This window comes from Streptococcus mitis, from assembly GCF_003942965.1.
In the GTDB taxonomy this organism is placed as follows: Bacteria; Bacillota; Bacilli; order Lactobacillales; family Streptococcaceae; genus Streptococcus; species Streptococcus mitis_BH.
In genome coordinates, this window is sequence record NZ_RJOG01000014.1 from 1 (window position 1) to 15,795 (window position 15,795).

Here is a 15,795-nt window from a genome sequence, read left to right on the forward strand (position 1 = left end):
GAAATTGACATACTGCACCTCTATTCTACTGTTACTTTCTATTATATAATTTATGAGCTATTAATATTACACGAAGTATGAAATATTTTCGCGAACGCAAACTTTTTATGAAAACTAAAAGCCTTCAGCATAGTTTTACTAAAGGCGAGATAACAAATATTAGTTCCACTTTATTTTAACCGGAATCCCTAACTGACGAGCCAGTTTTTCTTGTTGAAATTTGCATAAACCCATACACCTTCAGCAACATTTGCTGAATTAGGCTTACCATTGTAAGTTGACGGTTTTCGCCCTAGAATCATAGCAAACGAAGGTGTCTCATCCACAATAAACTCTTGCAATTGCTCAGTGTACTTTTCATCAATAAATAGCTATGAAACAAAATCAACCAATAAACCTCTGGCCGATTTCGAAGATAGCTGTTTCCCATCATATTTAATTTTATATTGTCCAGAAGAGCTATATTCATAAGTTGGAGTTTCATTGTCTTCAGAAGTACCAAACAAATCTATGTTTGCAATCTCATCAATGATTTCAAACACTGTATCATACAATTGGTCTGATTTAGCTTTTTGAAGTTTATCGATATATGAACTGTTACCAGCTGTCGAGTTCATCATTTCGTAGTCGAATTTTTCTTGGAAATCTTGGATAGTCTTCTTTCAAGATAATCAGTATCTGCTTTTGACATTTTGCCATCAGCTCTTACAAAGAACAAAACAGATTTAACCCAAGCTTTGTCTTCTTTGAGGAAATGCTGCGATAGCCGAAGCGAGATTGATTGTCCGGCAACCTGTCCAACATATCGTTTATTCCCACCTATCAAAACGTAAACAGCTGGATAATTTGCGAAATCCTGTTTTTTCAAATATGGAAGGTCACTTCGACTCATCGAAACCAAAATTGCAGGCTCACGTTCAAAATATGAAATATTGTCTTTCTGTGTATCCGAAAAAATAAAAATCTGCTTCATGATCATGTCTCCCTTAAAAGTTCGATAATATATTATATCACGTAACCGTTATCAAAATCATCTAAGCTATCAACTCTACGGTGTAAAACCTGTCAACTCAAGGCTTGAAAGCATTTCTATCAATTCTACGGTTGGCCCCTATATCGTCATTTTAAGACTAAAAAGAGCAACCTAGGAATTACCCTAAGTTACTCAAAACCTTATTATATCAACGTTCCACGCGAGTGAGCAGACCTACACACTCGACATGATGTGTTTGCGGGAATAAGTCAACCGGCTGGACTTTCTTCAACTCATATCCCAATTCTCGGTAGAGTTTGATATCACGCGCCATGGTGGCGACATTACATGAGATATAGGCGATGCGGTTAGATCCTGTTTGGGTACTAGCTTTGATAAAGCTTTCGGTTAAGCCCTTGCGTGGAGGATCAACCAAGATAACGGTTGGTTGAATTCCTTCCTTGAGCCACTTTTTCATAGCATTTTCAGCTGTATCACAGACATAGTGGGCGTTTGAAATATTGTTCAGTTGAGCATTCTTCTTGCTATTCTCAACCGCTTCTGGAATAACTTCAACACCATATACTTCCTTGACGAGTTTCGCAACAGAGAGGCCAATCGTTCCGATACCAGAATAGGCATCAATGACCACATCATCTTCTTTTAATTCAGCAAAATCAATGGCTGTTTGATAAAGTTTTTCAGCCATTTCAGTATTGACTTGGTAAAAGGCTGGACCAGCGATTTGGAAATCATTCCCCAACATCTGGTCAGTGATAAAGTCTTGTCCATAAAGCGTACGCCATTCCTTGCCAAAAATCGCATTGGTGCTCTGATCGTTGATATTTTGCATGACAGACACAATCTCTGGGAATTGCTTGATTAGTTGTTCAATCAATTGTTCCACACGAAAAATCTTCGGACGAGTGGTCACCAAAATAACCATAATTTGACCTGAATAATGTCCACGACGCACCACAAGATTCCGAATCAAGCCAGATTGTTCCTTTTCATCATAAGGTTTCAAATCAAAACGGCGGAGCAAATCTCTTAGGCTTAGAATAACTTGGTCAATCACAGGATCCTGAATATAAAAGTCTTCCAGAGGCATGAGAACATGCGAATTCTTACGGAAAAATCCTGTTTCCAAGACACCATTAACACGACGAACAGGCACCTGTGCCTTATTACGGTACTTGACTGGATTTCCCATGCCAAGTGTTTCAGCAACTTCTACATCTGCAATTCCAGCAATCTTATATAAACTGTCCTCGACTTGTTTGGTTTTAAATTTGAGCTGTTCTGGATAGGCAAGGTGTCCTAAATCAGCAATTCCTGAACGCAGATAAGCTAAATCCAGATCTTGATTACGATGTGGTGATTGGACAAGGTATTCTTCAACCTTCCCAAAGCCAATCTTTTTATTAACCTTGAGGACACGCATGAGAATTTTTTCACTCGGTAAAGCATTTTCTACAAAAAATACTAAACCATCTATCTTAGCAACTCCTGCTCCTTCATGAGTCAAATCAACAATTTCAACTTCTACAATATCATTTTTCTTTAACATGCTCTTCTCTTTCTATTGGCCGACAAAAAAGACGGCAACATTACGGTTACCATCTATTATACCATGAAATTTCTTAAGAACCAAAACTCTTGAAGAAGTTGACTATGGCTTGCCAGAGAGAGCTTAAGAAGTTACTGCCATCTTCTAGTGCCTTATCAGCATCAAAGTTAAGGTTGATATTTTTAAAACTGTCTCCAGCTTGTGATACGATACTTTGTTTAAGGTCATTTAGGGTTTTAGTGAAGTCTGCATTGCTGAGGATATCACTCTTTGAGAGATTCAAAGCAAAATTGATGATGATATTGATCTGGTTTCCTGTTATAACCTGATCAAGTTTGTAATTTTTCAAGGTATCTTCAACAATTTTACGTACATCTTCTTCTGTCAGATTTCCCTTGCTTTCTTTAGCTTTGGCAAGTCCTGACTTGATATCAGCTAGGGCAACATTTAATTTATTAGCATCATAGCCAGTTTTGTCCTTGTTTTCAGCATTGATATCTGACAAAGCCTTTAGCTNTTCTTGAGTCAAATCTTTGTTGGCTTGTGGTACCTTAGCTCCATTAGCCTCTAGCGAATAGTAAATCCCAGCTAAAGCACTTTCTCCTGTAACGGGAATAGGGGCTGCTACAGTGATTTTGGCATGCTCAACTCCCAGCGTTACTGCTGCATTTCGGTACATATCCTGAGTCACCTTAGTAATGTTTTCTGGTGTTTCAATCTTGACCTCAAGGGGCGACTTGTCACCTAGTTTTTGAATCTTGGCTGATGAATACAACTGTAAACTAGAGTCATTGGCCACATTCATGATTTTAGAATAGACATCAGGTGTCATGGTCTTGAGTTCTTTGGTGTCTGTTGAGGAATTGTAGCCTAATTTCTTAAGGGTTTGATTTTTTTGGTCTTCTGTCAATGATGAACCTAGGACATATTCAGGTTGGACATAGGTTTCATCGATAACTTTTTGCACATCTGTTGCTGCATGGACACTATTCATAGCTGTTACTGCCCACAAGACCGCAGCACTGGTCAGAAAGAGTTTCTTTCTCATAGGGAATTCCCTCCTTTACCTTTCTAGAGTAATATATCTATCTTAAAGAAAACTTATAATATAATCATTGTCCATAGATAGGATAATACCATTATCTCCTACTTGTAAATATTAAAAGTTTTACCCTCTTTTGCACCTTGAACATAAAAAAAGCCCTTCGGATAAAATCCGAGGGGCTAGAAACGTTGTTAAATCAACGGCTGAACTTTTGAATTTCAAGGTTCAGGATAAAATAGTTCACTGAACTATTTTATTTTTTAAGGTTGTAGAATGATTTCAATCCACGGTATTCAGCTACTTCACCAAGTTGGTCTTCGATGCGAAGCAATTGGTTGTATTTAGCGATACGGTCTGTACGTGAAAGTGAACCAGTCTTGATTTGTCCTGCGTTAGTTGCAACTGCGATGTCAGCGATTGTTGAATCTTCAGTTTCACCTGAACGGTGTGATACAACGGCAGTGTAACCAGCTTCTTTAGCCATTTCGATAGCTTCAAAAGTTTCAGTAAGAGTACCGATTTGGTTAACTTTGATAAGGATTGAGTTAGCAGCACCTTCTTGGATACCACGTGCAAGGTAGTCAGTGTTTGTTACGAAGAAGTCGTCACCAACAAGTTGTACTTTCTTACCAAGACGTTCAGTAAGTGCTTTCCAACCATCCCAGTCGTTTTCATCCATACCATCTTCGATAGTGATGATTGGGTATTTGTTAACCAATTCTTCAAGGTAGTCGATTTGTTCTGCAGATGTACGAACAGCAGCGCCTTCACCTTCAAATTTAGTATAGTCGTAAACTTTACGTTCTTTATCGTAGAATTCTGATGAAGCACAGTCAAATCCGATAAATACGTCTTTACCTGGAACATATCCAGCAGCTTCGATCGCAGCAAGGATAGTTTCAACACCGTCTTCAGTTCCTTCGAAACGAGGAGCGAATCCACCTTCGTCACCTACGGCAGTTTCCAAACCACGTGATTTAAGGATTTTCTTAAGAGCGTGGAAGATTTCAGCACCGTAACGAAGAGCTTCTTTGAATGTTGGCGCACCAACTGGCAAGATCATGAACTCTTGGAAAGCGATTGGAGCGTCAGAGTGAGAACCACCGTTGATGATGTTCATCATTGGAGTTGGAAGAACTTTAGTGTTGAATCCACCAAGGTAGCTGTAAAGTGGGATTTCAAGGTAGTCAGCAGCAGCACGAGCTACAGCGATAGACACACCAAGGATTGCGTTTGCACCCAATTTACCTTTGTTAGGAGTACCGTCAAGAGCGATCATAGCACGGTCGATAGCTTGTTGATCACGTACATCGTAGCCAATGATAGCTTCAGCAATGATGTTGTTTACGTTGTCAACAGCTTTTTGTGTACCAAGACCACCGTAACGAGATTTGTCACCGTCGCGAAGTTCAACTGCTTCGTGTTCACCAGTAGAAGCTCCTGATGGAACCATACCACGTCCGAAAGCACCTGATTCAGTGTAAACTTCTACTTCAAGTGTTGGGTTACCGCGTGAGTCTAGGACTTCGCGAGCGTAAACATCAGTAATAATTGACATTTTTTACTCTCCTTATGAGTTAAATTTTTTACACCTCTATAATACCTTAAAACCCCTCCTTTTTCAAGAAAAAACGTTATCTTTGTGCAAATTTTCCTTAACTTTATGAAGTAATCGCTTTCTTTTGTCTGTTTTATTCTAACTTTTATGATATACTGTTTTCATGACAGATTTATCAAAACAATTACTTGAAAAAGCTCATGGTGAGCCAAAATTAAATCCGGATGAGCAAAGACGCTATCTTGGTACCTTTGAGGAAAGAGTTCTTGGATATGCAGATATTGACACAGCAAATAGCCCGCAGTTAGAAAAAGGCTTTTTATCCATTTTAGAAAACCTTCAGGAAAAAGCAGAGCCACTATTTGTGAAGATTTCACCGACTATTGAATTTGACAAGCAAGTTTTCTACTTAAAAGAAGCAAAAGAAACTGATAGTCAAGCTACCATTGTATCTGAAGACCACGTTTCTTCTCCTTTTGGCCTGATTATCCACACCAATGCACCAGTACAAGTAGAAGAAAAGGACCTTCGACTTGCTTTTGCAAAACTTTGGGAAGTTAAAAAGGAAGAACCAGCCAAAACATCCATCTGGAAGAAATGGTTTGGCTAAATCTTGCGCATATTTAATAAATGCCCTATATTGGCAGCCGTGTGCTCCAGATAGAGACTAGCATTTTTCAAACTCACTTCTAAAGGTTCGCTTTTCTCCAAAATAGAAAAAGCAGCTTGGATATTCTCAAATGGTAGGGAAGGTAAATCTTCAGCAAGACTACCACAAATAGCAATAACAGGAACTCCGACAGGGGTTCTTTTTGCAACACCTATAGGTGCTTTACCTGCTAAACTTTGACGATCTAGCCTCCCTTCTCCAACAATAACCAAGTCAGCATCTGAAACTTTCTTATCAAAATTGATTAGGTCCAAGCACGTATCAATTCCAGACACGATATTTGCCTGAGCAAAGGCACACAAACCGGCAGCAATGCCTCCACCAGCTCCTGCTCCTTTAATTTGCAATGTTGCAGGTGAAACTTTTTTATAAAAATCTTGGATTGCCTGATCTACGACTGCAAACATAGTAGGATGTAGGCCTTTTTGCTTACCAAAAGTATAAGTCGCACCTTGATGACCACATAAGGGACTCACGACATCTGCTAAAATACGAATTTGAACATCTTCTGGAATTTCATAGCGATTTTCTATTGAAACAGAAGCTAAGTTCAATAAGGACTGACCGCATGTAGGCAAGACATTTCCATCCCTATCATAAAATCGATAACCTAAACCAGCAGCAATCCCAATTCCCCCATCATTACTGGCCGTACCGCCAACGCCGATATAGATTTCTGTAATCCCTTTAGCAATGAGATGACGAATCAACTCTCCAATACCACAAGTTTGGATTTGAAGTGGATTTCGTTTCTCTATCGGAATTTTTCCAAGGCCGACTAAGTCAGCCACTTCAAATAGTGCCAGTCCCCCTTTTTGAAAATAGCGCATGGCTTCTTTTTGGCCAAAAGGTCCTGTAACTTGGATCCATTTTTCTTCTAGGTCAAGAGAATGTCGGATAGCATCTACAGTACCTTCCCCACCATCACCAACAGGGTAGAGGAGACATTCTATATCTGCTATCGATTGTTGGAAGCCTCTTTTTATTGCTTCAGCTACCTGTTGAGCGGACAAGCTTTCCTTAAACGAATCTGGTGCAATTACAATCTTCATATTTTCCCTCATTCTAAAAAGTCAATCAAAGGTAGAACTTCTAAAAAATCCCTCTTGTCAACATGATGTGGTATTTCTTTTTTGAGCACTTCTTTAGCACAAAAAGCAATTCCCAGTCCTGCTGACTTCAACATTAATATGTCATTAGCCCCGTCACCGATTGCAATCGTTCTTTCTTTAGGAAGTTTTAGTTTCTCTCTCCATTGTTCCAGAGTATCTTTTTTGACCTGGGGACTGATAATTTGTCCAACTAATTTTCCTGTTAAATGACCGTCTTTGACTTCAAGTTGGTTAGCAGAAAAATAGGCAATTCCAAAAGATTTTGCTAATCTCTCAACTATTGGAGTAAATCCACCGGACACCAGACCAACTAGGATGCCATTCTTTTGGAGAATGGAAATGAATTCCTGGGCATTTGGAGATAGATGAATGGAGTTGAAGACTGTATCAAAGACCGAAACAGGAAGACCTTCCAACAAGGACACTCTTTTTCGTAAACTGCTTTCAAAGTCTAACTCTCCTCGCATTGCCTGACTTGTAAGCTGCGCAATTTCCTCCTCACGACCTACCTCTCTTCCCAAAAAATCAATCACTTCTTCTAGAATTAAGGTTCCATCAACATCCATAACACACAATCCTCTTACTTGAGACATCAGTTCTCCTCTCTAAATAGCCCAAAAATCGTATGAAGTCATCATACGATTTTATCTATTAATTAACTAAACTATGGTACAAGTCAAGGTATGACCTGCAGGCTGTATCCCATGAGAAATCACACTCCATGGCTTGTTTTTGTAGATTTCTCCAAACATCAGGATGGTTTCTATACAAGTCCAAAGCTGTTTGGAAAGTCCAATTTAACCAATAAGGAGATAGATTGTCAAAGCTAAAGCCAGTGCCGCTTCCTTCGATTGGATTGAAAGCGCGAACGGTATCTCTCAAGCCACCAACTTCATGGACCAATGGCAAGGTTCCATAACGCATAGCCATCATTTGAGACAAGCCACATGGTTCAAAACGACTCGGCATGAGGAAGAGGTCACAAGCAGCATAGATTTCTTGAGCAAGTTTGACATCAAAAGTAATATTTGCTGATAACTTGTCTGGGTAAATCTGAGCAAACCATGAGAAAGCTCCTTCAAAGGCTGGATCTCCAGTTCCTAAAAGAACAATCTGAACATCATTTTGCAAGATATGGTGAAGACTTTCGACCACCACATCAAAACCTTTTTGACGTGTCAAACGAGAAACAATTCCAACCAGTGGAACGTCAGCTCTAAGTGGCAAGCCAACTCTTTCTTGCAATTTTGCCTTATTTTTGGCTTTTCCAGACAAATCTTCCTGATTGAAATGATAGTCTAAAAGAGCATCCGTCTGAGGATTATACAGGTCAGCATCAATCCCATTCACGATACCAGAGACCTTGCCAGATTCCATTCGAAGAATTTGATCTAAGTTACATCCAAACTGACTGGTCATAATTTCATGGGCATAGCTAGGTGAAACGGTTGAGACACGATCTGCATAAAGAATACCTGCCTTCATCCAGTTCAGACAGTTGTTCCAGCGAAGGGTGCCATCAGCGTAACGTTCAAAGCCGACTCCAAACAAATCACCCAACATTCCTTCTGAAAATTGTCCCTGGAATTCCAAATTATGAATGGTTAAAACTGTTTTAATGCCCTCATAGGCTTGAATCCAACGGTATTTTTCCTTTAACAAGAAAGGAATCATAGCTGTATGGTAGTCATGAACATGGAGAAGGTCAGGGATAAAGTCAATCCTTTCCATAGCCTCAATGGCAGCCAGTTGGAAGAAAGCGAAACGTTCTCCGTCATCAAAATCACCATAAACATGACCACGGAAGAAATAATATTGGTTGTCAATAAAGTAGAAGGTCACACCGTTTAAGACGGTTTTCTTAATCCCACAGTACTGTCTGCGCCAACCGACGCTCACCTCAAAATGAAGAACATCTTCAATCTGATTTCCAAATTTAGCCTCTACCATGTCATAGTAGGGTAAAATCACTGCAACTTCGTGCCCAGCTTTTACCAGTGATTTGGGAAGAGCGCCAATAACGTCTCCCAAACCACCTGTTTTTGAAAAGGGTGCACCCTCAGCTGCTACAAATAAAATTTTCATGAATGAATATCCTCTGTTACTTTGCTACCTTTCTTAACGACAACTGGATGTTCTGCAGTTCCACGGATCACAACTCCATCCGCAACTTCAACACCCTTGTCCAAGATAGCATATTCTACCTGAGCACCTTCTCCAATAACAACACGAGGGAATAAGATGCTATCTTTAATCAAGCTATCCTTATGAACATGAATATTACGTGATAAAACAGAATTAGCTACTTGACCTTCAATAATACTACCAGAGGCAAACTGAGAAGTGCTTACCTTAGATGTATTAGCATAATAAGTTGGCTCTTCGTTTTTGACCTTTGTATAAATTTTTTGATTTGGTGAGAAGAGAGAGTAGAATTTTTGTGATTCAAGCATATCTTTGTTAGCTTTGTAATAAGACTCTACAGAATGAATATTTGCCAGATAACCTGTGTACTCATAGGCAAAAGCCCCTTCTTTTGCAGCCAAATCCCGTAAAACATAACGCAATTTCTCTGGATGTTCTTTCTTAGCTTCTTCTTCTAAGCGTTCAATCAACCACGGTGTATCAACGACAAAGATATCTGTAGACATATTGTAAACTTCATCTGTTGATTTACTATCAAAGAGTTTGTGAGAACGAACATGGTCTGTTTCATCCACTTCCAAGATTGCATTTACTTCTGAAATATCTTTTTTAGGTAGTTTTTTATAAACTACAGTGATAGGCCCCTTATTTGCACTATGTAGGTGGAATACTTGGTTCAGATCAATATTAATCAAAACATCACAGTTAAGTGACACTGTTTGGTTTGAGCCGGAACGTTTCAAATAAGTAAGAAGCTGTTGGTAGTATTCTTTTCCAACTGTACTACTTTCCACACGGGTATTGTAAATACCTAGATAGTAGTGGCTAAGAAGAGTTGACAATCCCCACTCNCGCCCTGAACGGATATGGTCAAAGACTGAACTGATATTGTCTTGTTGGAAAATACCAAAAATACTACGAACACCAGCATTAGCAAGACTTGAAAGCGGGAAGTCAATCAAGCGATATTTACCACCAAATGGCAAACTAGCTACTGGACGGTGGTCTGTCAGTGTTGACATATCATGAAAACCAACTGTGTTTCCTAAAATGGCAGAATATTTATCAATCTTCATCTGTTGCTACCCCCACTACTTCATCATATCCTACAACTTGTACTTCTTCTGTTCCATCAATTTCGACACCATCAGAAATAACTGCACCTTCACCAATAATGGCACGTTTGATTTTAGCTCCCTGACCAACAATTGCACCACTCATGATAACTGAATCTACTACTTCTGCCCCTTCGCGAACTTGCGCACCTGTTGAGAGGATAGAACGTTTAACAGTTCCATCTACGAAACAGCCATCGACGACCAAGGAATCTTCCACGTGAGCATTTGCCCCAAGGAAGTTTGGTGGTGAAATTAGGTTTCTTGAGTAAATCTTCCATTGACGGTTACGGCTATCCAAGGCATTTTCTGGTGAAATATATTCCATGTTAGCTTCCCAAAGCGATTCAATCGTACCAACATCTTTCCAGTAACCATTAAATTCGTAGGCATAAACACTTTCACCTGACTCAAGGTAATTTGGAATGACATTTTTACCAAAGTCTGACATATCGACATTGCTCTTTTCAGCAGCGACTAACATATTGCGGAGACGTTGCCAATCAAAGATATAAATCCCCATAGAAGCTTTGGTAGATTTAGGTTGAGCTGGTTTTTCTTCAAATTCTACAATACGATTGTTAGCATCGGTATTCATGATACCAAAACGGCTTGCTTCTTTAAGAGGAACATCAAGAACTGCTACTGTCAAACTGGCATTATTATCCTTGTGAGACTGGAGCATATCATCATAGTCCATTTTATAGATATGGTCCCCAGATAGAATCAAAACATACTCAGGATTGACACTGTCGATATAATCGATATTTTGGTAAATAGCGTGACTAGTCCCTTCGAACCAACGATTTCCTTCACTTGCAGAATAAGGTTGAAGAATAGAGACACCAGAATTGATACCATCTAGTCCCCAGCTTGAACCATTCCCGATATGATTGTTGAGAGCAAGTGGTTGGTACTGTGTAATGACTCCAACATTGTTGATGCCTGAGTTGGCACAGTTTGAAAGAGCAAAGTCAATGATACGGTAGCGCCCACCAAATTGCACAGCTGGTTTTGCAATGCTTTGAGTGAGTTTACCGAGACGAGTTCCTTGCCCACCAGCAAGAATCAAAGCTAACATTTCATTCTTCATTTTCTACTCCTTTTTGGTTTTTACTTGTGACGGTTTTAGTAGGTTTCAAGCGGCGTTTGATTTTCCAAACACTTGCTCCCATAGCCGGTAGGGTAAAGGTCAAGGTCTGCTCATAATCTTTCCATAGTCCTTCTTGCGTTTGCACAGTTTGATTATGTTCTTTCCAAACGCCTCCCCACTCTTCTAACTCAGTATTCCAGACTTCTTCGTAAATCCCTGCAACAGGAAGTCCGATTGTGAAATCTTTTCGTTCAACAGGTGCCATATTAAAGACACAGACTAACATATCATCCTTCTTACCCTTACGGATGAAGGAAAGAACACTCTGGTCTCGATTATCCGCATCGATGATTTCAATACCATCATAGCTGGTATCAATTTCCCACAGACAGCGGTGGTCTTTGTAAAACTGGTTGAGCTGAGAAGTGAAATACTTCATCTTAGCATTCATTGGGTCTTCTAGGTTTGACCATTCCAACTGTTCTTCAGATTTCCATTCTAGAAATTGCCCGTATTCACTGCCCATGAAGAGCAATTTTTTACCTGGGTGACAAATTTGGTAGGTGTAAAGATTGCGCAAGCCTGCGAATTGATTGTAGCGATCTCCCCACATCTTGTGCATCATACTCTTCTTACCGTGAACCACTTCATCGTGTGAGAATGGTAGGAGATAATTCTCCTTAAAGACATACATAAAGCTGAAAGTCACCAGGTTAAAGTCGTATTTACGGTAAATCGGATCTTCTTCATAGAAACGGAGGATGTCATTCATCCAACCCATATTCCATTTGTAGTCGAAGCCAAGACCATCTGAATCCTTAGTGTCAGTAATCTGAGTAGCTGATGAACTTTCTTCTGCAATCATCATCACATCTGGATGAACTAGTTTAATCACATTATTCAAGCGTTGAAGGAAATAATATCCTTCATAGTTGAGATTGCCACCATCTTTATTAGGAGTCCATGGAGCATCATCGTAGTCAAGATAGAGCATGTTGCTAACCGCATCCACGCGAATACCATCTAGATGATAAAAATCAATCCAAAACTTAATACTAGAAATCAAGAAAGACTGGACTTCATTCTTTCCAAGGTCAAAATTGAGTGCTCCCCAACCGTAGTTATGAGCCTTATTATGGTCTTGGTATTCAAAAGTCGGTGTTCCGTCATAATAGGCCAAGGCATCATCATTAATAGTAAAGTGACCAGGTACCCAATCTACAATAACCCCGATATTGTTTAAGTGACATTCCTCAACAAAATCTTGAAACTCTTCAGGGCGACCATAGGCATGCTCTAGAGCAAAGTAACCCATAAGCTGATAGCCCCAACTCAAACCTAGTGGGTGAGACATCAGGGGCATAAACTCAATGTGAGTATAATTCATCTCAACCAAGTAAGGAATGAGTTCATCTTTCAATTGAGAAAAACTATAGGGGCTACCATCAGGATTTCTCTTCCAAGAGCCAGCATGAGCCTCGTAAATATTGATAGGACGCTCTTCAAAGCTCAAGCGTTTTCTACGAGCTAGCCAGAGGCCATCCTTCCATTTCTTTTCTGGAATATCTGTTAAAATAGCCCCAGTACCAGGTCGTGCCTCATATCGTACAGCCAAAGGGTCAATCTTCATCAGCTGATGACCATTTGCACGTGTGATATGGTACTTATAAATTTGGCCTTCTTGAGCAAGACTGGTAAAGACTTCCCAGACTCCAAATTCATTCCGTTCCATCAGAATTTGATTTTCAACCCAATTGGTGAAATCCCCTACCAAGTGAACAGCCTGAGCATTAGGCGCCCACACACGAAAAGTATAGCCATACTCTCCATTTTTTTCTTCCCTATGAGCTCCCAGATAGTGCTGGAGGTGAAAATTTTCACCTGTCATAAAGGTTTTTAAAGCATTATTCTTATCCATACACCCTCCTAATTCTGTAAGCGTTTTCTATAGATTTATTATACTACCTTTTTAGGGAAGATTCAAGTAAATTACGGAATTTGCAAAAAAATCTTTTGAAAGTCTTCAACAAATTCACTGATGTGTTTACTTGCAAATCAAGAAATTTTCAGAAACGCTTTGAAAACGAATTGTTTTTAATAATACTATCATAAAGTTCGTTATTTAGCTAACAAAAATATAATTTTAAGTAAAAAAATAAATCAGGAAACGAATCTCCTGATTTTATTAACAAATAAAGCACCACAAATGAATTTAAATTGTGAATCTATTCTAAAAAACTTTAAATACGCTGGCACTGACGCCACCAACCATGTCTTTATCACTTAAATGGCTATTGGTCACCAATAGTTCTAGATTTCCAGCATTTTCAAACTGGAAGTCTTGCCCTTTAGCATTAAATACAACCAGTAAATGTTCTTCCCCTTGAATTTCATAGACAATCCAACCACTATGTTCGTTGGCTGAATGAACAAAAACATGATGGTAAATCTCATCATAAGTTGGGTAAGAAAAGGCACTGCTTTCTGTCTTCAATCGAATCATCTGACGGATAAACGCAATACTATCTTGACGCTCATTAATCAAGTCCCAGTTCACTTGATTCACACTGTCTGGAGCATTATAGCTATTCATAGCACGTTCTCTATCATCATGGGTCAGCTCACCATTTTCACCAGTCGCAACCAGTTTGGTACGACCAAATTCTTGACCGATTTCCATAAAGGCCATCCCTTGCATGAGTAGGTTCATAGCTGTCGCTGTCTCAACCTTGCGCATGATTTGTTCTGAACTTTGGTCTGGATGTAGGGTTGCCAACAAATCGTGAAGATTGTAATTGTCATGGGCCTCTACATAGTTAAGCACTTGATTTGGATGTGTATAGGTTCCTAATTCACGACTGCCTAGGATTGCTTTGGCAAGAATTGGCTCTGTAGCAGCACCACTAACAAAACCTGACTTGATAGCACCATAAACTTCTCCACCTTTGACAGCATCACGCTGATTGTCGTTAAAGAAACCGATATTTGGCATCTGATAGGCANTGTCTTTCTTAGCCTTATCATAAGGCGCAAGACCTGTTCCCATATCCCAACCTTCTCCATAAAGGATAATGTTAGGGTCAATTTCATCCAAGCTCTGACGAATCATCTGCATGGTCTTAACATCATGAATCCCCATTAAGTCAAAACGGAAGCCGTCAATATTGTATTCCTGTACCCAGTAAAGAAGGGAATCAATCATATACTTGCGGAACATTTCGTGTTCACTGGCAGTTTCATTTCCAACACCCGTTCCATTCTGGAAGGTACCGTCTGGATTCATACGATAGTAGTAATCAGGGACAGTTGTTTGGAAAGGTGCATCAACAACTGAGAAAGTATGGTTATAGACCACATCCATAATAACACCAATACCCGCATCGTGGTAAGCTTGAACCATGGTCTTAAAATCACGAATAACCTGAGCTGGATCATCTGGGTTTGTTGAAAGGCTCGTCTCTGGTGCGTTATAGTTTTGTGGGTCATAGCCCCAGTTGTAGGTTACATTCCCGTCCTTATCGTATTCTTTGTGACGATCTGCGATTGGTTGCAACTGAACATAATTGTAGCCCAGCTTCTTGATGTGATCAAAAGCAGTTGACTGACCGTACTGGTTAACCGTTCCAGTCTGACCAGCACCCAAGAAAGTTCCTCGAAGATGTTCATCCACACCTGAGGTCGGTGATTTGGTCAAATCACGAATGTGCATTTCACAGATAACTGCCTTACATGGATTTGCCAAGCGCCAAGTAGCCTCAGAACCATGCTTAACCTCGAAGTTTTCGATTTGTTTTTCTGCATGACTCAGGATAGCTGAACGTTTGCCATCAGGACTGGTTGCGATAGTGTATGGGTCGCGAGTCAGTGTTTGGTGGTGAGGGAATTGGACTTGATACTGATAAGCCTTACCAGTCAAATCTTCCTCAACATCCAAACTCCAAACACCGATTGTATTGTCCTTATGATTATAAGAGTAGCTATTGCCTCTCTCCATTTCAAAGGTCTTCCAAACAGGAGCATCGTTAGCAGCTGATTCATAAACGATAACCTGCACTTCTGTCGCTGTCGGAGCCCAGAGAGCAAATTGAGCCTGATTTTCCTCTACACGACAACCCAATTCCCCTTGGTAACCCCAATGATGGTCAAAACTAGCACTGTTAATGGCCTTATCAAAGGCAAAAGGATTTTGATTTTTATAGAAAGGACTGGCGATAGCAGGATTTTCAGAGTAATAAATCCTATCATCCCCTTCCAAAATCCAGACCTCTGTTAAAAGAGGATAGTGATTAAAACGGATAGCGTATTCTTTACTGGTTTGGCCTGTATGAACCACAAAATTCAAGCCTTCTAAGGCATGAGCACTTGGGTGTTCAAAACTAAATAAGGCACCAAAATAATCTTCTTTGTAGGTCAGCAAATCAATTCGCTGGTCATGACTTTTTACAAAAGAGCAAGTATCGTATTCACCATTCTTGCGATGATAATGAATGCGCATAGGGTAGTTATACATTGTT

The 15,795-nt window shown here is 39.8% G+C and carries 13 protein-coding genes; 1 reads left to right on the plus strand and 12 read right to left on the minus strand.

The annotated features are described in order from the left end of the window. Window positions 1-371 precede the first annotated feature (371 nt). From D8837_RS09850 to eno, 5 genes are all read right to left on the minus strand, one after another. Window positions 372-620 carry a hypothetical protein gene (locus D8837_RS09850; RefSeq protein WP_260468876.1) on the minus strand — a complete coding sequence of 83 codons (249 nt, stop codon included), beginning with the start codon at window positions 618-620 and terminating at the stop codon, window positions 372-374. Then, window positions 617-973, minus strand: a complete 357-nt coding sequence (locus tag D8837_RS09855) for a hypothetical protein (RefSeq protein ID WP_260468877.1) — start codon at window positions 971-973, stop codon at window positions 617-619. The genes D8837_RS09850 and D8837_RS09855 overlap by 4 nt, the downstream gene beginning before the upstream one ends. Before the next feature lie 208 nt (window positions 974-1,181). Further along, window positions 1,182-2,543 carry a 23S rRNA (uracil(1939)-C(5))-methyltransferase RlmD gene (rlmD, locus tag D8837_RS05510; RefSeq protein ID WP_125456442.1) on the minus strand — a complete coding sequence of 454 codons (1,362 nt, stop codon included), beginning with the start codon at window positions 2,541-2,543 and terminating at the stop codon, window positions 1,182-1,184. Window positions 2,544-2,616: 73 nt separating this feature from the next. Next, window positions 2,617-3,591: a DUF1002 domain-containing protein gene (locus D8837_RS05515; RefSeq protein ID WP_125456443.1), complete on the minus strand. Its 975-nt coding sequence runs from the start codon at window positions 3,589-3,591 to the stop codon at window positions 2,617-2,619. 250 nt (window positions 3,592-3,841) lie between these two features. Continuing rightward, on the minus strand, window positions 3,842-5,146 hold the full coding sequence (gene eno, locus D8837_RS05520; protein WP_000022813.1) for a surface-displayed alpha-enolase: 1,305 nt from the start codon (window positions 5,144-5,146) through the stop codon (window positions 3,842-3,844). A gap of 163 nt (window positions 5,147-5,309) precedes the next feature. Between eno and D8837_RS05525 the strand changes: the two genes are divergently transcribed. Next, window positions 5,310-5,756 carry a DUF1694 domain-containing protein gene (locus D8837_RS05525; protein ID WP_125456444.1) on the plus strand — a complete coding sequence of 149 codons (447 nt, stop codon included), beginning with the start codon at window positions 5,310-5,312 and terminating at the stop codon, window positions 5,754-5,756. On the opposite strand, the gene D8837_RS05530 is transcribed toward D8837_RS05525, so the two are convergent. From D8837_RS05530 to pulA, 7 genes are all read right to left on the minus strand, one after another. Beyond that, entirely contained in the window at window positions 5,753-6,868 is a 1,116-nt protein-coding gene (locus tag D8837_RS05530; RefSeq protein ID WP_125456445.1) for a glycerate kinase, read from the minus strand. The two genes, D8837_RS05525 and D8837_RS05530, sit on opposite strands and share 4 nt — an antisense overlap. 8 nt (window positions 6,869-6,876) lie before the next feature. After that, window positions 6,877-7,521 (minus strand): phosphoserine phosphatase SerB, encoded by a 645-nt coding sequence (gene serB, locus D8837_RS05535; protein WP_125456446.1) that lies wholly within the window; start codon window positions 7,519-7,521, stop codon window positions 6,877-6,879. A 58-nt stretch (window positions 7,522-7,579) separates the two neighbouring features. After that, window positions 7,580-9,013 carry a glycogen synthase GlgA gene (gene glgA, locus D8837_RS05540; protein ID WP_125456447.1) on the minus strand — a complete coding sequence of 478 codons (1,434 nt, stop codon included), beginning with the start codon at window positions 9,011-9,013 and terminating at the stop codon, window positions 7,580-7,582. Then, window positions 9,010-10,149, minus strand: coding sequence for a glucose-1-phosphate adenylyltransferase subunit GlgD (gene glgD, locus D8837_RS05545; protein WP_125456448.1), 1,140 nt, complete (start codon window positions 10,147-10,149; stop codon window positions 9,010-9,012). Before glgD ends, glgA begins: the two co-directional genes overlap by 4 nt. After that, complete coding sequence (locus D8837_RS05550; RefSeq protein WP_125456449.1) at window positions 10,139-11,281, minus strand: glucose-1-phosphate adenylyltransferase; 1,143 nt, start codon at window positions 11,279-11,281, stop codon at window positions 10,139-10,141. The genes glgD and D8837_RS05550 overlap by 11 nt, the downstream gene beginning before the upstream one ends. Further along, complete coding sequence (gene glgB, locus D8837_RS05555) at window positions 11,271-13,199, minus strand: 1,4-alpha-glucan branching protein GlgB (protein WP_125456450.1); 1,929 nt, start codon at window positions 13,197-13,199, stop codon at window positions 11,271-11,273. Before glgB ends, D8837_RS05550 begins: the two co-directional genes overlap by 11 nt. Window positions 13,200-13,511: 312 nt before the next feature. Then, window positions 13,512-15,791 carry a type I pullulanase gene (gene pulA, locus D8837_RS05560; protein WP_125456451.1) on the minus strand — a complete coding sequence of 760 codons (2,280 nt, stop codon included), beginning with the start codon at window positions 15,789-15,791 and terminating at the stop codon, window positions 13,512-13,514. Window positions 15,792-15,795: the final 4 nt, after the last annotated feature.